Source organism: Exercitatus varius (assembly GCF_029577735.1).
Lineage (GTDB): Bacteria > Pseudomonadota > Gammaproteobacteria > Enterobacterales > Pasteurellaceae > Exercitatus > Exercitatus varius.
In genome coordinates, this window is sequence record NZ_JARQTO010000012.1 from 157,611 (window position 1) to 176,041 (window position 18,431).

Annotated in this window: 23 protein-coding genes; 13 read left to right on the forward strand and 10 right to left on the reverse strand. The window is 47.2% G+C overall.

The window, feature by feature from the left end; all coding sequences use genetic code 11:
• Positions 1-9: 9 nt before the first annotated feature.
• The 3 genes from P7M01_RS09265 to priA form a co-directional block, all read right to left on the reverse strand.
• The gene (locus tag P7M01_RS09265; RefSeq protein ID WP_317483127.1) at positions 10-576 is read right to left on the reverse strand and encodes a TetR/AcrR family transcriptional regulator; all 567 of its coding nucleotides are present in this window, start codon (positions 574-576) and stop codon (positions 10-12) included.
• A gap of 165 nt (positions 577-741) precedes the next feature.
• On the reverse strand, positions 742-1,557 hold the full coding sequence (gene ftsN, locus P7M01_RS09270) for a cell division protein FtsN (RefSeq protein ID WP_317483128.1): 816 nt from the start codon (positions 1,555-1,557) through the stop codon (positions 742-744).
• A 144-nt stretch (positions 1,558-1,701) separates the two neighbouring features.
• Positions 1,702-3,906 carry a primosomal protein N' gene (gene priA, locus P7M01_RS09275; RefSeq protein WP_317483129.1) on the reverse strand — a complete coding sequence of 735 codons (2,205 nt, stop codon included), beginning with the start codon at positions 3,904-3,906 and terminating at the stop codon, positions 1,702-1,704.
• A 185-nt stretch (positions 3,907-4,091) separates the two neighbouring features.
• Here priA and rpmE point away from each other — a divergent pair, with 185 nt between their 5' ends.
• Both rpmE and P7M01_RS09285 read left to right on the forward strand, forming a co-directional pair.
• Positions 4,092-4,307 (forward strand): 50S ribosomal protein L31, encoded by a 216-nt coding sequence (gene rpmE / locus P7M01_RS09280; protein ID WP_202936245.1) that lies wholly within the window; start codon positions 4,092-4,094, stop codon positions 4,305-4,307.
• Positions 4,308-4,382: 75 nt separating this feature from the next.
• Complete coding sequence (locus P7M01_RS09285) at positions 4,383-5,450, forward strand: glycosyltransferase family 4 protein (RefSeq protein WP_317483130.1); 1,068 nt, start codon at positions 4,383-4,385, stop codon at positions 5,448-5,450.
• 52 nt (positions 5,451-5,502) lie between these two features.
• Here P7M01_RS09285 and P7M01_RS09290 read toward each other — a convergent pair whose 3' ends face one another.
• Together P7M01_RS09290 and ppa are read right to left on the reverse strand one after the other, a co-directional pair.
• Complete coding sequence (locus P7M01_RS09290) at positions 5,503-6,261, reverse strand: M48 family metallopeptidase (RefSeq protein ID WP_202936247.1); 759 nt, start codon at positions 6,259-6,261, stop codon at positions 5,503-5,505.
• Positions 6,262-6,322: 61 nt separating this feature from the next.
• Positions 6,323-6,850, reverse strand: coding sequence for an inorganic diphosphatase (gene ppa / locus P7M01_RS09295; protein WP_202936248.1), 528 nt, complete (start codon positions 6,848-6,850; stop codon positions 6,323-6,325).
• Positions 6,851-6,992: 142 nt separating this feature from the next.
• On the opposite strand from ppa, the gene P7M01_RS09300 reads away from it, so the two are divergent.
• The 5 genes from P7M01_RS09300 to rplS all read left to right on the forward strand — a co-directional run bounded on the left by P7M01_RS09300 (position 6,993) and on the right by rplS (position 10,709).
• Positions 6,993-8,555 (forward strand): glycosyltransferase family 2 protein, encoded by a 1,563-nt coding sequence (locus P7M01_RS09300; RefSeq protein ID WP_317483131.1) that lies wholly within the window; start codon positions 6,993-6,995, stop codon positions 8,553-8,555.
• Between the two features lie 176 nt (positions 8,556-8,731).
• A complete protein-coding gene (rpsP, locus tag P7M01_RS09305; protein ID WP_202936250.1) occupies positions 8,732-8,980 on the forward strand; it encodes a 30S ribosomal protein S16 in 249 nt (82 codons plus the stop codon).
• Positions 8,981-9,011: 31 nt separating this feature from the next.
• A complete protein-coding gene (gene rimM / locus P7M01_RS09310; protein WP_202936251.1) occupies positions 9,012-9,539 on the forward strand; it encodes a ribosome maturation factor RimM in 528 nt (175 codons plus the stop codon).
• Positions 9,540-9,586: 47 nt separating this feature from the next.
• Entirely contained in the window at positions 9,587-10,324 is a 738-nt protein-coding gene (gene trmD, locus P7M01_RS09315; protein ID WP_202936252.1) for a tRNA (guanosine(37)-N1)-methyltransferase TrmD, read from the forward strand.
• A 34-nt stretch (positions 10,325-10,358) separates the two neighbouring features.
• Positions 10,359-10,709, forward strand: a complete 351-nt coding sequence (gene rplS / locus P7M01_RS09320; protein ID WP_202936253.1) for a 50S ribosomal protein L19 — start codon at positions 10,359-10,361, stop codon at positions 10,707-10,709.
• Between the two features lie 139 nt (positions 10,710-10,848).
• Here the strand turns inward: rplS and rraA are convergent, their stop codons facing one another.
• Together rraA and P7M01_RS09330 are read right to left on the reverse strand one after the other, a co-directional pair.
• The gene (gene rraA, locus P7M01_RS09325; protein ID WP_202936254.1) at positions 10,849-11,349 is read right to left on the reverse strand and encodes a ribonuclease E activity regulator RraA; all 501 of its coding nucleotides are present in this window, start codon (positions 11,347-11,349) and stop codon (positions 10,849-10,851) included.
• A gap of 46 nt (positions 11,350-11,395) precedes the next feature.
• Positions 11,396-12,301 carry a 1,4-dihydroxy-2-naphthoate polyprenyltransferase gene (locus tag P7M01_RS09330; protein WP_317483132.1) on the reverse strand — a complete coding sequence of 302 codons (906 nt, stop codon included), beginning with the start codon at positions 12,299-12,301 and terminating at the stop codon, positions 11,396-11,398.
• Between the two features lie 81 nt (positions 12,302-12,382).
• Between P7M01_RS09330 and tsaA the strand changes: the two genes are divergently transcribed.
• The gene (gene tsaA, locus P7M01_RS09335) at positions 12,383-13,087 is read left to right on the forward strand and encodes a tRNA (N6-threonylcarbamoyladenosine(37)-N6)-methyltransferase TrmO (RefSeq protein WP_317475743.1); all 705 of its coding nucleotides are present in this window, start codon (positions 12,383-12,385) and stop codon (positions 13,085-13,087) included.
• A gap of 45 nt (positions 13,088-13,132) precedes the next feature.
• On the opposite strand, the gene P7M01_RS09340 is transcribed toward tsaA, so the two are convergent.
• Entirely contained in the window at positions 13,133-13,849 is a 717-nt protein-coding gene (locus P7M01_RS09340) for an HXXEE domain-containing protein (RefSeq protein WP_317475721.1), read from the reverse strand.
• A 235-nt stretch (positions 13,850-14,084) separates the two neighbouring features.
• Complete coding sequence (locus P7M01_RS09345) at positions 14,085-14,429, reverse strand: MerR family DNA-binding transcriptional regulator (protein WP_317483133.1); 345 nt, start codon at positions 14,427-14,429, stop codon at positions 14,085-14,087.
• A gap of 82 nt (positions 14,430-14,511) precedes the next feature.
• On the opposite strand from P7M01_RS09345, the gene P7M01_RS09350 reads away from it, so the two are divergent.
• The 3 genes from P7M01_RS09350 to tehA all read left to right on the forward strand — a co-directional run bounded on the left by P7M01_RS09350 (position 14,512) and on the right by tehA (position 16,727).
• On the forward strand, positions 14,512-15,201 hold the full coding sequence (locus P7M01_RS09350; protein ID WP_317483134.1) for an RBBP9/YdeN family alpha/beta hydrolase: 690 nt from the start codon (positions 14,512-14,514) through the stop codon (positions 15,199-15,201).
• Positions 15,194-15,553, forward strand: coding sequence for an EthD domain-containing protein (locus tag P7M01_RS09355; protein ID WP_317483135.1), 360 nt, complete (start codon positions 15,194-15,196; stop codon positions 15,551-15,553). Before P7M01_RS09350 ends, P7M01_RS09355 begins: the two co-directional genes overlap by 8 nt.
• A 211-nt stretch (positions 15,554-15,764) precedes the next feature.
• Positions 15,765-16,727 (forward strand): dicarboxylate transporter/tellurite-resistance protein TehA, encoded by a 963-nt coding sequence (gene tehA, locus P7M01_RS09360; protein WP_317483136.1) that lies wholly within the window; start codon positions 15,765-15,767, stop codon positions 16,725-16,727.
• 186 nt (positions 16,728-16,913) lie between these two features.
• On the opposite strand, the gene P7M01_RS09365 is transcribed toward tehA, so the two are convergent.
• Complete coding sequence (locus tag P7M01_RS09365) at positions 16,914-17,420, reverse strand: TetR/AcrR family transcriptional regulator (RefSeq protein WP_317476857.1); 507 nt, start codon at positions 17,418-17,420, stop codon at positions 16,914-16,916.
• Between the two features lie 128 nt (positions 17,421-17,548).
• Between P7M01_RS09365 and P7M01_RS09370 the strand changes: the two genes are divergently transcribed.
• Together P7M01_RS09370 and P7M01_RS09375 are read left to right on the forward strand one after the other, a co-directional pair.
• Positions 17,549-17,752, forward strand: coding sequence for a glycine zipper 2TM domain-containing protein (locus tag P7M01_RS09370; protein ID WP_317479832.1), 204 nt, complete (start codon positions 17,549-17,551; stop codon positions 17,750-17,752).
• Positions 17,753-17,963: 211 nt separating this feature from the next.
• Complete coding sequence (locus P7M01_RS09375; protein ID WP_317479831.1) at positions 17,964-18,308, forward strand: glycine zipper 2TM domain-containing protein; 345 nt, start codon at positions 17,964-17,966, stop codon at positions 18,306-18,308.
• Positions 18,309-18,431: the final 123 nt, after the last annotated feature.

Genomic DNA, 18,431 nt, shown 5'->3' on the forward strand with positions numbered 1-18,431 from the left:
AGTTAAAAATTATTTTTGTATGGCTCGCCATGTCCGTTCAATGACGCTTTCCAACATATCGTTTGTGAGTTCCTGATTGAAGTAAATGCGGTCACTCGCCAAATTTATTGCGCTTTCAAGTCCTAACGAAAAAAGCACCTTGACGGGCAAATCGCATATCACGCCGGCGGCATTGGCCTCTTTGCAGAATAAAGCCCAATGACTTTGCTCCTCCGCCTCGGCACATACCTCTACAAAATAAGGCAGCGACAAATACTGGCTCATATTTTTTACCGTAATCGGATTGTCCAATAAAAGGTACCAAATATTCCACCACATGATTCGATATTGTTCGAAATAGGCTTTGGTCGGATCATAGCCTTTCTCCAACTCTTTTGAAAAAAGAGAAAGAACACGACGGGCAAGTTGTTCCAGCAACACATCTTTGCTCTTAAAATAAAGATAAATCGTTCCCGCTGAAATATTGGCGGCTTTCGCAATTTTATGCATAGACAAGTTATGTAAACCCTGCTCCGCCATCAATCGTTCGGTCGCTGCAAAAATCTGCTCCGCCATATCATTATCAGATTGGCGCATAAAACAAATCCTAAGTGAAATTAAACATAGAACAAAAAGCGGCAAAAATGCCGCTGAATGAACGTTCGTTCATTTTAATGATTTTTTATTGATAAGCAAGCGTTAAAATGAAAAAAGTGCGGGCAAAAATTCATTCGTTTTTTTGACCGCACTTTTCCAAATAAATTACATTCCGATGATCACGCAACTTGCCACCGAAACGGCCTGTTGCTGCGCCGATGCCGCCGCCTGGCGATCGCCGACCGGTCCGACTAACACGCGGTTCCATTTGCCGCTTTCGATAATGCGCGCATTTAATCCCGTCATAGCCAGCTTCGCCTGCAATGCCTCGGCTTTAGCGCGATCATTAAACGCACCGCACTGTAAACCGAACTTGCCGCCGGAAGCTTTTGCCGAATCGGATTTGGCGGCCTCCGCTTTTTTCGCCGCCTGCTGTTTGGCTAATTCGGCTTTTTTACGCTCTTCTTCTTTCGCCTGCTCGGCGGCTTTTTTCTCGGCTTCCGCTTTTAACGCAACTTCATCGCTGATCGCCGTTGCCGGTGCCGTAGCGGTTGCCGCCACAGAAGTGGCATCGCTCACAGGCACATTTTCTTGAGCGCCGCTTTCCGCCTTACTCGCCCGCTCTAACGCCGCTTTTTTTTCGGCTTCTTCCAAACGTTTTAGATCTTCTTTTTGCTTTTCGCTTAACTGCGCCACTTTTTCCAACGCCGCCTGACTGTTATCGGTCGGCACGGTGCGACGTTCCAGCTCTTTAATATAAGACCAGCTTTCTTCCGGGCGACTTGGTAATTGGCTTTTCGGCTTCGTTTGCTCTACCGCGAGCTCTTTCGATTGAGGTTCCGGCACTTTTGAGGTTAAAAAATAAAGCCCCAATGCAAATCCCAAAACCACGACGCAGGCAATGGTTAATAACACCGACTTTCCTAATCCGGCCGATTTTTTCTTTTTGGTGCTGCGCGCAGCATAATCACGTTGTGCCACAATTAAACCTTAATATTTTCCAAAATTAATAAATAAAGAGTTTGTTTATCTCTCATATAAATGCGCTTAATTTTACTCAAATTTCGTCAATGTGACTAGTCTGTCGTCACATTCTTTCCTGTAATTGCGGGAAAAATCTGTCGCTTAACTCAAATCCTGCGGATCCACATCCAAATTTAACCGCACTTGCGACGATTTGTGTTCCCAATCGCGATGAAAATCCGCCAACGCCCGCTGTAACTCAATACGTGAGGGATGTTGCAATAAAAGCTGCCAGCGAAACTGATCCGCTTTTTTCGCAAAAGGCGCGGGCATCGCCCCCAGAATCTGTAAGTGCGGTTGATTTTTAACCTGTTTCCATTGCTGAAAGTAGTCCGCAATCCGTGTGAGTAATTGCTCAGCCGCCTCCGATTGCCGGCTTTGCGCCTTAAATAAGGCCTGAGAACTAAACGGCGGCAAGCCCATCGCGTGGCGCATTTGCAACGCATCGCGGGCAAACGCGGCATAACCTTCATGCAGCAAACGCTGCAATAAAGGGTGCTCCGGATAATGCGTCTGTAGCAACACTTCGCCTTGCTTTTCCGCGCGTCCGGCACGTCCCGCCACTTGTACGTAAAGCTGCGCCAGGCGTTCTTCCGCGCGAAAATCCATGCTGAATAAACTGCTATCCACATTAATCAGCGCCACCAGCGTCACATCCGGGAAATGGTGCCCTTTCGCCAGCATTTGGGTACCAATCAGAATGCGGCTTTTACCTTGTTTAATATCATTCAGATGATTTTCCAGCTTTCCTTTACGCGCCGTACTGTCGCGATCAATACGGGTAACGCCGTATTGCGGAAAACGTGCTTTCAGCGCTTTTTCCAACTGTTCGGTACCAAGCCCCGTGGTTACTAAATGCGTGGAACCGCAATCCGCACATTGCATAGGAATCGGCCGTTGCGATGCGCAATGATGACAACGCATCACGCGCTGCTGTTGATGATAGGTAAGCGGTTTATCACAATGAGAACAAGTGGCAATCCAGCCGCATTCATGACATAGCAGCACCGGAGCGAAACCGCGTCGGTTCAGAAACAGCAAAACCTGATTACCCTTTTGCAAATGTTCGTCCATTTTACGCAACAACTCGCCCGATAAACCGTTCACGACCGATTGTTTTTTCAAATCAATCAATCGGCTGTGTGCCGCCGTCGCCCGCCCCGCACGCTGAGACAAAATGATATGCGTGTATTTTCCCTGATTCGCATTATGCAAACTTTCCAGACTCGGCGTGGCCGATCCCAATATCACCGGAATGTTCAGCTGTTTGGCATAAACCACGGCTAAATCGCGCGCATGATAACGCCAGCCGTCCTGCTGTTTGAAAGACGCGTCATGCTCTTCATCCAGAATAATGGCGCCGAGATCATGGAATTGGGTAAATAACGCCGAACGCGTGCCGATGATCACCGCGCTTTGCCCGCTTCTCGCCCGTTGCCACACCTGCAATCGTTGAGAATCGTTCAAATTTGAATGCAACACGTCAATTTCCGCATTAAAACGCGCCTGAAAACGATTCACCGTTTGCGGCGTTAAGCCGATTTCCGGTACCAACACCAAAACCTGCCGGCCTTTTTTCAGCGTTTCTTCAATAAACTGCAAATAAATTTCCGTTTTACCGGAACCCGTCACGCCGTCCAGCAAAAACGCCCGAAAGCCCTGTTGAAATAGCAGCCGGCTTAGCGCCAACGCCTGTTGCTTGTTTAAAGTTAAACGGTTTTCCGCTTTGGTTAGCGGTAATTCACCTAACGTTTTTTGCCAGGAAACGGACTCAACCGTTTGTTCGAATTCCGTAATCAGCGCTTTCTCTTTCAGCGCCGACCAAATACCCGCCGCGAAAGCATTATTGCCCTTTTCCAACGGCGCTAAACTTAACGCCTTTGCCGCTTCCGCCTGTTTTTTCGCCCGATTCAGCGAGCCGTCCGTTAATGCCTGCTCACCAAGTGCGGTTAATTTCCAAAAAGTTTTTGATTTTTTCACCGCACTTTCGCCGTTACGCAACTTCACCGGCAAGGCCGAAAAAAGAGCGTCGCCCAGCGGCGCCTGATAATATCCCGCCGCCCAGTTCAGCAAAGTCCAGGTCGGTGCATTAAAAATCGTTTTTTCATCCAGCACCGCCGTGATTTGTTTGAGTTGATTGACGGGCAGCTCGCTCCGAACCGGAAAATCCACCGCAATCGCCACCCGTTTTTGCCGTCCGAAAGGCACCAAAACCCGGCTTCCCACTTCAACCGAAAGCTCGTCAGGCAACAAATAATCAAAAAAACGCATTAACGGTACCGCAAGCGCGACACGAATAAATTTCATACGGAATCCTTACATCAATCTGCCGCCATTATAGCCAAAATTGCCACTTGAATAATGTATTTTTTTCGGTATAATTTGCCGTCTAATTTCCGTGCTGCCCGTGCAGCGTAATATTCACTTCGTATGGTGTAAGGTGACTTAAAAGCCGACCTTATAGCGATACGGCTTCTGACAGAGGTTTTCCAATGAAACAAGGTATTCATCCAGAATATAAAGAAATTACTGCAACTTGTTCTTGCGGTAACGTCATTAAAACACGTTCAACTTTAGGTAAAAACATTAACCTGGACGTATGCAGCAACTGCCACCCGTTCTATACGGGTAAACAACGCGTCGTCGATACCGGCGGTCGCGTAGAACGTTTCAACAAACGTTTCAGCATCCCGGGTTCAAAAAAATAATGTGAATGCCGAACAAAGCCCTGCTTTTGCGGGGCTTCGTTTTATCCTGTAAAAGAAAAATGACGGAAGAAAAGCATGAAAGTGGCCATTAACACCTTAAATTTTCGTCGGGGCGGCGGGGTCGAACGCTATATTCTGGACTTAATCAACGGATTTCATCGGCAAAATCTGCGTCCGCGGGTTTATACCTGCAAAGCGGAGCCCGACCTGCCGGAAAATCAATGGATTGATCTGATTAAAGCCAATATTTCCCTTATCCCGCGAAAGCTGCGTCATCGCTTTCTGTCAACGTTTGTACGTAAAAACCGGCTGGACGATGAAGTGATTTTTTCGTTGTTTTTTCTGTATTGCGATATTTTCGTGTGCGGCGGTAATCATCAAGGCTATCTCAACGCCTTAAATAAGAAGCCGAATTGTTACGAAAGACTGATTAAAATTCCCCATGAATACAAGGTATTGGAGGAATGCCGGCTCGTCATCGCCCATTCGCAGCTGATGAAAGACGAACTCGTCAAATTTTACGGCGTACCGCCGCAAAAAATTCAAGTGATTTATCCGCCGGCGGATACGCAAAAATTTGTGCTCCCAAGCGCAGAACAACGTCAGGCGTTACGCCGTAAATTCGGTTTTGCCGATGACGAAATAATTTATCTGTTTCCTTCAACCGGGCACAAACGTAAAGGTTTCGAACGGCTGAAACATTTCTTCAATGCCTCGGATTTGCCGATTACCTTAGTGGTGGCGGGCACGCCGGTAGAAAACGGCCGAAATGTGCGCTCGTTAGGTTTCAGAAAAGACATGCCCGAATTATATCAGGCGGCGGATTTCACCATCATGGCATCCGTTTACGAACCTTTCGGGTTGGTGGGGCTGGAATCCGTGCTGTCGGGCACGCCGATCATTTTTGCGGAAAATATGGCTTGCCTTGAAGTGTTTCAAAACCGATTCGGTTTTACCTTTAATCGTGATGACCCGAATTCGCTGGAAAGTGCGGTCAGAAAATCCGTTGATTTAGTCAAATCCGGGCAGGCTCGAATCGAAGATCCGAAACATTGTTTAAACTACGATCCGGAACTTTCAACCCACATCAGCCGCCTGCTGGAAATCGCAAAAACTGTGAAAAATTCGCCCGCACTTTACTAAAAACGATACCGCTATCGCCATAAAAAACGCCTGTGGAAACAGGCGTTTTTGCTTATTTGCGAGGTTTGTAATATTTCATCGCCTCAGGCAATAAGCGTTGTAAGTTTTCCTGACGGGATTCGTCACTCGGGTGAGTGGAGAAAATTGTCGCCACGTTCGAACCGCCGGCCGCCTGCATTTTTTTCCACAATCCTGGCGCCGCCTGCGGGTTGTAGCCCGATTTCGCCATTAAGATTAAACCGATTTCATCCGCTTCGCTTTCGTTACTGCGGGAAAACGGTTTGTTTGTCATCAAATCAACGGTGCCGCTGGCCAAACCGCCGGTATCCGCACCTAACGCCGCAGAAGCGCCGATTTCGGCAACCGCGCCCAGAATGCTGGTCGCCACGCCCATGTTGTGAGAAGCTTTACCGTGTTCTCTTAAAGAGTGCGCCATTTCATGTCCCATCACGACGGCGATTTCGTCATCCGTCAGTTTGAGGCGATCCACCAAACCGGTATAAAACATCATTTTGCCGCCCGGCATTGCCCAAGCGTTGAGTTCATTACTCTTCACCACCGTAATTTCCCAGTTGAAACGTTCGCCGGTATGATTTTCCGCCGTGGCATAAGGCACCATGCGATTGAAGACGTTTTTGATCCGAACCGAAGTGGCGGAAGTGTTATCCACTAAATGTTTCGCTTTCGCCTGGCGCACCACTTGCGCATATTGCGACGCCGATTGCCGATTGATTTCCGCCGAAGATGCGCAGCCGGCAACCAATACGGCGACAAAAGAAAGTGCGGTCAGTTTTCGTAAAGATTTCATCATGTTAAAAACCCCAAATCAAAAAAATACCGTCCTTCAGACAAGGACGGCAGCCAAAAAACGCTTATTTTTTCGCCCGTTCAAACGAATCCAGGATTTCTTTACGGGCGGATTCAACGCCTTCCCAACCTTCAACTTTTACCCATTTGCCGGCTTCCAACGCTTTATAGCTTTCGAAGAAGTGTTGGATTTGCGCTTTTAACAAGGCGGGTAAATCGTTCACATCTTTAATATGATCGTATTCTTTGGTTAATTTACTGTGCGGAACCGCCACCACTTTTGCGTCGCCGCCCGCTTCATCGGTCATTTTTAACACGCCCACCGGACGGCAGCGAATAACGGAGCCCGGTTGCAACGGATACGGTGTCGGCACCAACACGTCTACCGGATCGCCGTCTGACGACAAAGTATGATTGACATAACCGTAATTCGCCGGATAAAACATCGCCGTTGCCATAAAACGGTCGACAAATAAAGTGCCGGTTTCTTTATCGACTTCGTATTTGATCGGATCCGAGTTTGCCGGAATCTCGATAACCACGTAAATATCATCTGGTAATTCTTTACCTGCCGGAACGATTTCTAAACCCATTTTGGCCTTCCTTATATTAAATTGAGTGAATAAAACGGCTTGATTATAGCGGGAATTTTGCCGTTTTGCTAGGCAACCTTTGAGGATATGGCTATAATCTGAAAAGTTTACCGATTTTGACCGCACTTTAAAGAGAATTGTTATGAATAAAATCCCTGTTTCCGTTACGATGCTGGTAAAAAATGCCGAAAAATATCTGCAAACGGTGTTAACTGCGCTGGAGGATTTTGACGAAATTATCCTGTTGGATAACGGTTCGACGGATAGCACTTTGGCGATTGCGGAAGCGTTTGAAAATGTGAAGATTCACTTTCACGAATTTAACGGTTTCGGACCGATGAAAAATCTGGCCGCGAGTTTTGCCCGTCACGATTGGATCATCAATATCGACAGCGATGAAGTGTTCCCCGCGGAACTGGTGGATGAAATACGCCGCCTAGATTTTAACGATACCAATAAAGTGTATGCCATCCTGCGCATTAATCATTATCGCGGCAAACCGATTAAAACCTGCGGCTGGTATCCTGATTACGTGAAGCGGTTATATAATCGTACGCGAGTGAATTTTAACCATAAAAAAGTGCATGAAAGTTTGGATATTCCGAAAGAAGTGAAGACGGTGAAGTTAAAAAATAGCTTTAATCATTATTCCTTCGACAATGCGGCCGGTTTAATCAACAAAATGCAACAATATACCGATTTATTTGCCGAACAACAGAAATTCCGCAAACGGGCGTCCGTGCTGTCGGCGATTTCTCACGGATTTTCCGCCTTCTGCAAAAATTATTTCTTAAAACGCGGATTTCTGTCGGGCGCAGACGGCTTCGTCATTTCATTTGCCAATGCCTGCGGCGCTTACTATAAATATGTCAAACTGGCCGAGGCGAACCAAACACTGACGACATCGTTAATCATTACCACCTACAACCGTCCGGACGCCTTACAATTGGTGTTGAATTCCGTATTGGTTCAACGCGTACTGCCGGACGAGGTCATTGTGGCGGACGACGGTTCCTCGGCGGAAACCCAAACGGTTATCGCCCGTTTTGCCAAAACCAGTCCGGTTCCCGTAAAACATGCCTGGCAGCCCGACGAAGGCTTTCGTCTGGCGGAATCCCGCAACCGCGCGCTGGCGACGGCAGGCTGCGATTACATTGTGATTATCGACGGCGATATGGTCATGCATCCCGAATTTATTGCCGATCATAAAGCCGCGGCGAAAAAAGGTTTGTATGTGCAAGGCGGACGCATTGTGCTGCCGGAAGAAAAAACGCAGGAATTATTGACCGCACTTGATCAATATCGCCCGTTAAAATGGTATGAAAAAGGGCTGGAAAAACGCTTCGAAAAACGATTTTCCGCCGTTCATTGTCCGTTATTGGCAAAAGCGTTATTGCAAAAAGAAAAGAAACATTATTACAAAAACATCCGCGGTTGCAATATGGGCTTTTTCCGCGAAGATGCCTTGGCGATTAACGGGTTTAATAACGATTTCGTCGGCTGGGGACGGGAAGACAGCGAATTCGTAGCGCGTTTTTTCAATAACGGCGGAAAAATCGCCTCTCTCAAATTTGCCGCTATCGCCTATCATTTATGGCACCACGAAGCCCCGCGCGCCGCGCTGCCGGAAAATGATCGTTTATTGGAAAACGCCATGAAAAACGGCCTGATTCGCGCAGAAAACGGGATAGCTCAGCTCCGTTAAAAAACGTGCCGAAATTTGACCGCACTTTTCGTATTTGAACGCAGGTAAATCTTGCTTTTTAGGCTCAGGAATGTATAATTCTTGGGCTTTTTGTCTACATACACAGAGAAAAAAGTAAGCATTCCTGCTCCTTCGATGCAGGTTTTCTTTTATTATTAAATACTTAGAGGAAGGTTATGGTAACCATTCGTTTATCTCGTGGCGGAGCTAAAAAACGCCCATTTTATCAAATCGTTGTCGCTGACAGCCGCGCACCGCGTGACGGCCGTTTTATCGAGCGCGTCGGTTTCTTCAACCCGTTGGCAACCGGTAAAGCCGAACGTTTACGTTTAGACTTAGACCGCGTTAACGCTTGGGTTGAAAAAGGTGCATCTTTATCTGATCGCGTTTCCGCATTGGTTAAAGAAGTACAAAAAGCGGCTTAATTCATTGATTTGAATTGATTAGGTGGTATAAATGGAACAACAACGTATTGAAGTAGTTGGCAAACTCGGCTCAACTTACGGTATTCGTGGTTGGTTACGCATTTATTCATCAACAGAATACGCAGAAAGCATTTTTGATTATCAGCCTTGGTTTTTAAAAATCAAAGGGCAATGGCAACCTACCGAGCTGGAAAGCTGGAAACATCATAATCACGAATTGATCGTCAAATTAAAAGGCGTGAATGATCGCGACGCCGCGCAAACGTTGACCAATGTCGAGATCGGCGTGGATTTATCCGCGTTCCCGCAACTTGAAGAAGGAGACTATTACTGGCACGATTTAATCGGTTGCCGGGTGGTGAACCTGCAAGGTTATACGATGGGAACGGTTTCCGAAATGATGGAAACGGGTTCGAATGATGTGTTGGTTGTTCGTGCGAATGTCAAAGATGCCTTCGGCAAACAGGAACGCTTAATTCCGTTCTTGTATGAACAAGTAGTTAAAAGAGTCGATCTCGCCACAAAGACGATTGAAGTGGATTGGGACGCTGGTTTCTAATCTCAGGTATGCTGTAGAGCTTTAAGTTGTAACACGAAGGATAAATTATGTTTGTAGGGATCGTCACCCTGTTTCCTGAAATGTTTAAAGCGATTACAGAATTTGGGGTGACAGGTAGAGCCGTAAAACAAAACCTGCTGCAAGTGCGGTGCTATAATCCGCGGGATTTTACCCACGATAAGCACAAAACCGTTGACGACCGTCCTTATGGCGGCGGTCCGGGCATGCTGATGATGGTGCAACCGCTACGCGATGCAATCCGTGCGGCAAAAGCGCAGGCAGGTGAAGGCGCAAAGGTCATTTACCTTTCGCCGCAGGGACGTAAACTCGAACAATCCGGCGTAACGGAATTAGCCAAACACGAGAAATTAATCTTGGTTTGCGGTCGTTACGAAGGCATTGACGAGCGATTGATTCAAACCGAAATTGATGAAGAATGGTCAATCGGAGATTACGTACTGACCGGTGGGGAACTTCCTGCAATGACATTAATTGATGCCGTTGCAAGATTTATTCCCGGTGTATTAGGCAAACAAGCCTCGGCGGATGAGGATTCGTTCGCTGCAGGATTACTGGATTGCCCGCATTACACTCGACCGGAACAATTAGACGGCTTAACCGTGCCGCCCGTGCTGATGTCGGGCAATCACGAACAAATTCGTCAATGGCGGTTAAAACAATCGCTAAAACGAACGTGGTTACGACGCCCTGAGCTACTGGAAAAACTAGCTCTGACTGACGAACAAAAAAACATGCTGCGTCAGATAAAATCTGAAACGGCTTAATCAGTTAACACTAGTTAAAATAAGGTTAAAAAAAATGAGCAACATCATTAAACAACTTGAAGAAGAACAATTAAAACAAAACGTACCTAGCTTCCGTCCGGGCGACACATTGGAAGTGAAAGTATGGGTAGTTGAAGGCGCTAAAAAACGTTTGCAGGCATTCGAAGGCGTGGTTATTGCAATTCGTAACCGCGGCTTGCACAGCGCATTCACTTTACGTAAAGTATCAAACGGTACCGGCGTTGAGCGTGTTTTCCAAACTCACTCACCGGCAATCGACAGCATCACCGTGAAACGTAAAGGTGCGGTGCGTAAAGCGAAACTTTACTACTTGCGTGAACGTTCAGGTAAATCCGCGCGTATCAAAGAACGTCTTGGTGCGTAATCCGCGGGATGATTATCAAACGGAAAAGGCTTGGAGAAATCCAAGCCTTTTTGTTTACGCTAAAAACATTTTTCAACAAATCTTACGGACAATAAAAAATGCGCTCAAAATCGACCGCACTTTTCGCTTTGCAAATCTCTTATTCCGCGTTTAATTCGTCTAAATCCAGCGGTTCCTGAGAAAGAATGATTCCCGTTAAATCCGCATAAATGTAATCTTCCGGAAAGAACGTGACACCACCGAAATTGACCGGAATATCGCTCTCGCCATGAGAGGATTCGTCCGCGCCAACCGGAATCGGCGCTAAAGCGTGAATGCCGATTTCAATATTTTCCAGCTCGGCAAGCTGGCGGATTGCGCCGTAAACAATAATGCCTTCCCAATGATTATCGGCGGCAAGCTGAGCGAGTTCCGCGTCAATCAGAGCGCGCCGAACCGCGCCGCCGCCGTCGATAACCAGTACGCGCCCCTCTCCGTTTTCTTCCAGAATTTCTTCAATCAAGCCGTTATTTTCAAAACATTTTACCGTGGTGACTTTGCCGTGAAACGCCTGAACGCCGCCAAAGCTTGAAAAAATAGGATCCACCACATCCACTTGATCGAGGTAAATATCGCAAAGTTCTGAAGTATCAATTCGCATACAATTTCCTTTCTTTCGAAATGACAATAGGGCTAGTATATGCCCGTTACGGTAAAATTAGCAAGCCTAAACTGAAAAGCGCCGTACTGTTCAGCGCCAACATCGACATTTTTGCCAGCATAGGACGTAACGCAGCCGGCTCTTTATGCGTCACGACAAATCGCCCATGTTTTGCCAATAATAAGGCGATAATCACGATAACCCACAGCAAAACGGGTTTGTGTTTTAGCGCAAAAAATGCGTAACAAAGCACGGCGCCAAGCAATAACAGGCAATGATAAATCCGTCCTTTTTCCGGGCCGATTCGCACGATTAAGGTATTTTTCCCCGCTTTTTTATCTTGTTCGATGTCCCGCAAATTATTGATGTTCAACACCGCGGTGGATAATAAACCGCAAGCGGCGGCGGGTAGAAAAATATCGCCGCGCAATTCGTGAGTCTGCAAATAATAGGTTCCGCAAACCGACAATAAACCAAAGAATAAAAAAACCGAAACATCGCCCAATCCTAAATATCCGTAAGGCTTTTTGCCGACGGTATAGGTAATCGCCGCTAAAACGGCAAGCAATCCCAGCGCGCCGAACACAACGAGATCCCGGAGACTTTCGTATGCCACTGCAATCAGCGAAATACCGGAAAGTAAACTCGCCGCAATCGCGATAATCAGTCCCTTGCGCAACTGTTCCGCCGTCATCCGCCCTTGCTGAATGCCGCGTAAAGGACCGATACGTTCCGCCGTATCCGAACCTTTCCGGTAATCGCCGTAATCATTGGCAAAATTAGACACAATCTGAAGCAGCGTTGCCGTTAACAAACACAATAATGTCACCGGCCAGCTGAAACTGCCGCGCCATTGCGCAAGCGCGGCTCCGGTTAAAATGATCGCCAGCGCAAGAGGAAGCGTTTTCGGCCGAGCGGTGTCAAGCCACACTTTAAATGATGTTTTAGCCATAAAAAATCTGCAAAAATTTGACCGCACTTTAGCGGTTTCGGGTATGATACGGAACACGAAGTTTACCATAGATTAGCAATGATGTCTGACTTAACCTTAACGCCGGTTGCGATAATTCGCACGCCTTACAAAGAAAAATTTTCCGTTCCGCGCCAGCCCGATTTGGTGCGGGACGGAACCGGCGTCATCGAATTACTGCCACCCTATAATATTCCCGAAACCGTGCGCGGATTAGAACAATTTTCGCATTTATGGCTGATTTTCCAATTTGATCGCATTGAAACCGGCAAATGGCATCCGACAGTGAGACCGCCCAGATTAGGCGGAAATCGGCGAATGGGCGTTTTTGCCACGCGTTCGACTCATCGTCCCAATCCGATAGGCTTATCCAAAGTTGAACTGAAAAAGGTGGAATGCAAAAACGGCGACGTGAAATTATATGTCGGCGCGGTGGACTTAGTGGACGGCACGCCGATTTTTGATATTAAACCCTATATCGCTTACGCCGATCAGGCGCCCGACGCCGTTTCGGGTTTTGCTCAACACAAACCCGAAACGCGTTTAACGGTTATCTTTACGCAGGAAGTGCAAACTATTCTGGCGCAAATCGAACCCAAATATCCGTTCATCAAACGTTTTATCACCGAAGTTTTGCAACAGGATCCGCGCCCGGCCTATCATCAGGAAAAACGCCCGGACAGAATCTACGGAATTACCTTGTATGACTACAATATCCGTTTCCAATTTGACGGGAATATTGTAAAAGTCGTCGACATTTTTCGTTAACCGCCGAGTTAAAGTGCGGGCAAAAAATGACACGTTTTTTCCCGCTTAAATCACCCGGCGCGTCACCAACGCCGCCAGCACCAACGGAATAAACACCGCAATAACGTCCGTCACCAGCATTGCCATTACGCCCCAATTCAGCAATACGGAATAAGAAGCGTACAGGCAGAGTTGTCCGATCACGCCGGCAAAAATCGTACAAATCATCGCGTTACAATTCATAATGCCGTTTTGTACGCCGATAAACATCACCCACAGCGCAAGCGGAATAAACAGCAACGAGCCCGTAATCAATCCCGGATGATGCAAAAACGGCTGATTATCCACCAGACTAAAAATCAAATGAATCAAGCCGTCGGCAAAAATAAATCCGTACAAACTCAATCCCACCAGCGGATTACGTTTGCACAATATCGCCGCCATCGGCGCCGCTACCCAGGCCAATAAGACGTTCACCAAGGGAAAATGAACAATGGGAATCGGGCAATGTTCATAAGGCGCAAACCCGTGGACGCGGCAGACTTCGCGTATCATGGCGTAACTGTCCGTCGTCACATTATAAGACGCCGCATATTCCTCGAATTGATGAAACATACAAAGCGGCACCACCAACCACGCTAACCAGACGGGATCCGCCCAGCGATGACCGTTTTCATCGCGACGGAAAATATCCGTGGTAATCATCAACACCGATAATACCGCCGCCACGGCAAGCCCCATCCAGGGCCAGGCAAAATTAAATTTTACGAATAAATTGTCCATCGCAACCTCCCTATTAACCTGCCGAGCTACGCCCGCCTTATGACTTTGAGTATACTCTTTTTTTCCGGTCCGGTGGCAAGGAGAAATAAGATTTTGTTGAAATAAGCTTATCGGCGTCTATTCTCTGCCCGCAACCGTTTCGAATCCGTTTAATCAGCATAAAGCCGGCTTACGGAATACATCAATCGACGGACGCACATCGCCTTGAACGAGCGCGTATTCCGCCAAATCGGCGCTAAGATTTTTCGCCCGTCAAAATCTCTCTAATCAATGCGCCGGATTGCGTCAACGCTTCAATCTGTCGTTCGATATCCTTTTGTTTATCCAGCAGTTTGGTACGTAATGCGGCGCAGAAACGTTGCGGTTCGTCATGCAAACAATCGCGCAGCAACGCAATATCTTTCAACGGCAATCCCGCATGATTTAATAACATGACCTTTTTTACGTAATCCGCATCTTTCGGCGAATACCGACGGTAGCCGTTCTGCGTTCTCGCCGGGACGAGCAAATTCAATTCTTCATAAAAACGCAACATACGCACGCTGGTATTACAGGCTTTTGCCAATTCTCCAATTTTCATGATTTTTCCTTCTTGACCCTCACACAATGTCATACTTTATATTATAGCTCGCTGGTATCTCAACCGATCAATAAGGAGAATAATGATGAACAGAAGAAGATTTTGTTTGGGGCTCACCGGTTTGTTGTCCGCCACAGTCATGCCGTTTACCGCTTGCGCGGCGGATAAACAGCCGATAAAAGCCTATATTATTCACGGCTACGGCGCGACCGTTCATGATCATTGGTTTCCCTGGCTGCATCACAAACTGGAATCCGCCGGAATTAAGTCCGTTTTAGTGGATTTGCCCGACAGCCTGCATCCCGATTTTGAAAATTGGCAATCCGCTTTAGCCAAACAAATCGGCATGCTCGATGAAAACAGCGTTTTTATTGCACACAGCCTCGGCACAATCAGTTTGTTACATTATCTTAGTCGGCTTCGACCACAAAAAGTGGGCGGAATTATTTTAGCGGCGGGGTTCGGACAACGTATTCCGGGCTTATCCGAAATTAACGGATTTAATCTCGATGCTTATATTGATCACATCAAAATTGATTTTGCCGCCGTTCGGGCCATGGCTCGGCAGATTTATTGCATTATCAGCGACAATGATCCGATTGTTCCGCCGAAATCCAGCGAACGGCTCGCTCATCAGCTTCACGCTCATGTTTATCGCGTGGCAAACGCCGGACATTTTCTGGCGTCGGACGGATTTACCGAATTGCCGGTTGTATGGCAAGCGGTGGAGAAATGTTTAATCGAACGACATAACGGAGAGAAAAATGTTTAAAGTTATCATGTTGGTTAAGAAAAAAGACAGGCTCACAAAGGATGAATTTATCGCGTTATGGCAGGCGCATTCGCAAAAAGTCATCACATTTAAAGACGTATTACGGATAAACCGTTACGCTAAAACATTCCCTTTGCCGGCGGACAACGCGCCCGCTACGCAACGAGAAACGCAAGCCTTTACTTTCGATGCCATGGGAGAATTATGGTATGAATCCAAAGAGGCTTTTATTCAGGCGCGAAATTCGCCGGCCGGCCGACAGGCTCTGGCGGCTTTAAAAAAAGACGAACAGAAATTTGTCGATTTGGCGCATTCGGTTATGTGGCTGGGCGAAGAGGAACGGATTGTGTAAATCCCAATCAACCTTTTAAAATTAAATATCAGCGGTCGGCTTTCTCACGCTGAACGGCGCAAAAAACGTTTCAAAATTCGACCGCACTTTTTCACTTTTCTCCACGTTTTGTTTTTCCTCCGCCTAAGCCTTTTGCCGAAACTGCTCAAGCGACTTCATTTACGCTCCGATTTTAGGCTAAAATAATGCTTTCATTCAGCTGAGAGCCCTTATGTTACCGAAAACCCCCGTTCCCGTTAATTATTTCAGTATTGTGCTAGGACTTGCCGCGCTGGGTTTGGCATGGCGTTACGGCGCGTCGATCGCGCTGCTTCCCGCCTGGCCCGGCGAAACCATTATCGCCGCGGCGAGTTTGATCTGGTTGGCATTAATGACAATGTATGTGCGCAAATGGCTGAAATTTCCCACAACGGCACAGTCGGAACTGAGCCATCCGATTACCGGCGGTTTTGTCAGTCTGCTGCCCATTACTATGCTGTTAATTTGTGTCGGAATTCGACCGCACTTTGCTGCGCTCAGCGCAATATTGTTAGTGCTCGGTATTATCGGGCAACTCGGTTTCTCCGCCTATTTCACGGCGCGGCTGTGGCAAGGCACCCATCCGGCGGAAGCCACCACGCCGGCGTTGTATTTGCCTACCGTCGCAACAAACTTCGTCAGCGCCATAGCCTTAGGCGATATCGGGTTAAACGACTTCGGCATGCTTTTCCTGGGTGCCGGGATTTTCAGCTGGCTCTTTATTGACGGCGCCATTCAGCAACGGCTGCGCAATCTGGCGGAAATGCCGAATGCCGTTCGTCCGGCCCTCGGCATTCAATTTGCGCCGGCAATTGTAGGCTGTTCCGCTTATCTGGCGGTAAACGGCGGCGAAATCAACACTTTCGTGAAATTACTGATCGGTTACAGTTTGCTGCAATTTTTATTTTTAGCCCGTTTATTTCCATGGATAGCCCGACACGGTGTCAGTCTGTCTTATTGGGCGTTTTCATTCGGACTGGCTTCCATGGCAAGCGTCGGTTTGCGGGTTTTTCACGAATTCGGTAACCAACCTTTCGGCCGCCTGGGTTATCTCATGTTCGTGGCGGGCACAGGCTTCATCGCGTTATTAACGGCGGGAACCCTTTGGTTAATCATGAAAAAAATCCGACGAACCGAAAAAACAGAGGCGGAATAAAAACGGTATTATGTAGCAGTTGCACAAAAGTCAATTTTAGGAAAATTTATGTAAGGGCGGGGGTTATCCCCGCCCGTAAGCCCTGATATTTGAATGAGATTCGGGCGGGGATAAACCCCGCCCCTACGGAAACATTAAATGTTTGTGCAACTGCTACATAATACCGAATAAAAATGCCGATTCGCTCTAATCGTCCAAACAACGACGTATCGTGTTTTGCAGAATATCCACCATCACCTCGGGACTTTCCACCCGCCCGCGTTTAATCCATTCGTCCAGCGAACCGAAGCAAAGCCCCATCATAATGGAACTCCGAAACGCTTCTTCGTTGGATTGTTCGGGCTTCGCGCCGATAACGAAAGCGAAATAGCGTAAAAAAAGATGGGACAGTCCTTGCAAATACAATAAATCCAGTACATCGCCCAATTCATCCGTCACTTTAAACAAACCGATCAAGCGTTCGCGGACGGTATCCGCATGCAGCGCCGTAAAGGAAGTTATAGCACGTTCATACAAATGTTTAATCAGCACGTCTTCTTTCGATTCGAAGTTACGATAGAAGGAAATCCGGCTCACGCCGGCCAGCGCGGTAATTTCGGTGATACTGATAGTATCGAAGTTTTTCTTCTTCATCAGACGAAGAAGCGCCTCGGTGATACTCTCTTTCACCACAAAGTTCACGGTTTTTTTCATACTGTTACAAATCCCTGATTCTGTTTCAGTTAGAAACGGATGTATTGACTAAGTTCCCGCAAGACCTAAAATAATATCCATTAAATGTTACACTTGTAACACTTTTTATACTACTCGGAGAGCAAATAATGAAAAACACATGGTTAAAAGGATTAATGATAGTTGCCGTCGCCGCTTCCGTTTCCGCTTGCGGTCTGCACGGACATCAACGCGATACGGCAACCGGTGCGCTAATCGGCGGGGGAGCGGGTTATTTAATCGGCGGCAACACCGTATCCACTATCGCCGGCGCGGCATTAGGCGGCGTGGTTGGCAGCCAGTGGAACCGTTAATCCGTTAAAATAAAAGAAAGGGTGGCAACAGGCGGAAAAAAATCCGATGTGCCGATTAGATTAAAAGTTCAAAATTTTTTTCATTCTGTTACAAAACCTATTTATTTGTTTCAGTACGGTTTTTCCATCTTGACGAAGTATTTTTAAATTCGCAGAATGACGCCATTAGGTGGAAACACCGAAAATAACAATAATATTTAAGGGGTTTATTATGAAATCAATCATCGCAAAAGGCTTGACCATCGCTTTATTATCGACGTCGGTTTCAGCTTATGCCTTAAGCCGTTCTCAACACGATACCGCTGTCGGTGCCGTATTAGGCGGCGTAGCGGGTGCCGTAATGGGAAATGACGTAACGTCAACCGTTGCCGGCGCGGCATTAGGCGGTGTAATAGGCAGTCAATGGAACGCCGATGACGGCGATCGTTATCATCGCTATTACGGTTATGACCGTCCTCGCCATCGTTTCGATCGCCACGAAGTCCATCATCGCAAATTCCGTCATGACGACTGGCGTCCGCATCGCCACCATCGTCATCATGACGACGACGATTAACACTCAATTTCCCCGTTTGAACCCAAACGGGGTTTATTTATCCGCAAAAAAACAAGCCAAAATTCGACCGCACTTTACTGCGTAACGGCTTTCTCTTTCGCATAAAAAACCGCCCGAACATCA

What these genes read in the sequence shown, in the direction of transcription:
- P7M01_RS09265 (WP_317483127.1), bottom strand. Translation starts at nt 576, where the DNA reads ATGCGCCAATCTGATAATGATATGGCGGAGCAGATTTTTGCAGCGACC.
- priA (WP_317483129.1), bottom strand. Translation starts at nt 3,906, where the DNA reads ATGAAATTTATTCGTGTCGCGCTTGCGGTACCGTTAATGCGTTTTTTT.
- rpmE (WP_202936245.1), top strand. Translation starts at nt 4,092, where the DNA reads ATGAAACAAGGTATTCATCCAGAATATAAAGAAATTACTGCAACTTGT.
- P7M01_RS09285 (WP_317483130.1), top strand. Translation starts at nt 4,383, where the DNA reads ATGAAAGTGGCCATTAACACCTTAAATTTTCGTCGGGGCGGCGGGGTC.
- P7M01_RS09290 (WP_202936247.1), bottom strand. Translation starts at nt 6,261, where the DNA reads ATGATGAAATCTTTACGAAAACTGACCGCACTTTCTTTTGTCGCCGTA.
- ppa (WP_202936248.1), bottom strand. Translation starts at nt 6,850, where the DNA reads ATGGGTTTAGAAATCGTTCCGGCAGGTAAAGAATTACCAGATGATATT.
- P7M01_RS09300 (WP_317483131.1), top strand. Translation starts at nt 6,993, where the DNA reads ATGAATAAAATCCCTGTTTCCGTTACGATGCTGGTAAAAAATGCCGAA.
- rpsP (WP_202936250.1), top strand. Translation starts at nt 8,732, where the DNA reads ATGGTAACCATTCGTTTATCTCGTGGCGGAGCTAAAAAACGCCCATTT.
- rimM (WP_202936251.1), top strand. Translation starts at nt 9,012, where the DNA reads ATGGAACAACAACGTATTGAAGTAGTTGGCAAACTCGGCTCAACTTAC.
- trmD (WP_202936252.1), top strand. Translation starts at nt 9,587, where the DNA reads ATGTTTGTAGGGATCGTCACCCTGTTTCCTGAAATGTTTAAAGCGATT.
- rplS (WP_202936253.1), top strand. Translation starts at nt 10,359, where the DNA reads ATGAGCAACATCATTAAACAACTTGAAGAAGAACAATTAAAACAAAAC.
- rraA (WP_202936254.1), bottom strand. Translation starts at nt 11,349, where the DNA reads ATGCGAATTGATACTTCAGAACTTTGCGATATTTACCTCGATCAAGTG.
- P7M01_RS09330 (WP_317483132.1), bottom strand. Translation starts at nt 12,301, where the DNA reads ATGGCTAAAACATCATTTAAAGTGTGGCTTGACACCGCTCGGCCGAAA.
- tsaA (WP_317475743.1), top strand. Translation starts at nt 12,383, where the DNA reads ATGTCTGACTTAACCTTAACGCCGGTTGCGATAATTCGCACGCCTTAC.
- P7M01_RS09340 (WP_317475721.1), bottom strand. Translation starts at nt 13,849, where the DNA reads ATGGACAATTTATTCGTAAAATTTAATTTTGCCTGGCCCTGGATGGGG.
- P7M01_RS09345 (WP_317483133.1), bottom strand. Translation starts at nt 14,429, where the DNA reads ATGAAAATTGGAGAATTGGCAAAAGCCTGTAATACCAGCGTGCGTATG.
- P7M01_RS09350 (WP_317483134.1), top strand. Translation starts at nt 14,512, where the DNA reads ATGATGAACAGAAGAAGATTTTGTTTGGGGCTCACCGGTTTGTTGTCC.
- P7M01_RS09355 (WP_317483135.1), top strand. Translation starts at nt 15,194, where the DNA reads ATGTTTAAAGTTATCATGTTGGTTAAGAAAAAAGACAGGCTCACAAAG.
- tehA (WP_317483136.1), top strand. Translation starts at nt 15,765, where the DNA reads ATGTTACCGAAAACCCCCGTTCCCGTTAATTATTTCAGTATTGTGCTA.
- P7M01_RS09365 (WP_317476857.1), bottom strand. Translation starts at nt 17,420, where the DNA reads ATGAAAAAAACCGTGAACTTTGTGGTGAAAGAGAGTATCACCGAGGCG.
- P7M01_RS09370 (WP_317479832.1), top strand. Translation starts at nt 17,549, where the DNA reads ATGAAAAACACATGGTTAAAAGGATTAATGATAGTTGCCGTCGCCGCT.
- P7M01_RS09375 (WP_317479831.1), top strand. Translation starts at nt 17,964, where the DNA reads ATGAAATCAATCATCGCAAAAGGCTTGACCATCGCTTTATTATCGACG.